Consider the following 440-nt stretch of genomic DNA (forward strand, 5'->3'; position numbering starts at 1 on the left):
CCAATAGAACCGGACGAATAAAGCAAACAGCCGGGCCGACTCCGTCGGCCCGGCCCCGGTACCAACTACCCGGAACCCGGCAGTACCGGGTCTCCGGAACACCGGTACCAAAAACCCGCATCTGACACGAGGAGGAAAGCACCGAAAGTGTCGAAAAGATAGTGCCAAAGCGTTATGGACCTAGGTGTGGTACTCAAGGAGATTTGAGGTCGCTCCCCCAGTGTCGTTGGGGCCGACCTTGAAAACGAAGAAAGAGACCGTTGAAGCGGTAGTAATGCTTCAACGGTCTCCTTTTGCTGTATTGAGTTATGGTTTGTTGTTTGGTGTCGGCGGTTTCTTACTCTCCCACAACCTCCCGGTTGCAGTACCATCAGCGTTAGCAGGCTTAGCTTCCGGGTTCGGAATGGGACCGGGCGTTTCCCTGCTGCTATAGGCCACCG

The 440-nt window shown here is 55.5% G+C and carries 1 rRNA gene; it reads right to left on the reverse strand.

The features are described 5' to 3' along the window. Positions 1–324 precede the first annotated feature (324 nt). Positions 325–440 (reverse strand): 5S ribosomal RNA (rrf, locus tag FME68_RS12955); the annotation flags it as partial.

Source organism: Corynebacterium hiratae (assembly GCF_009708045.1).
GTDB lineage: Bacteria > Actinomycetota > Actinomycetes > Mycobacteriales > Mycobacteriaceae > Corynebacterium > Corynebacterium hiratae.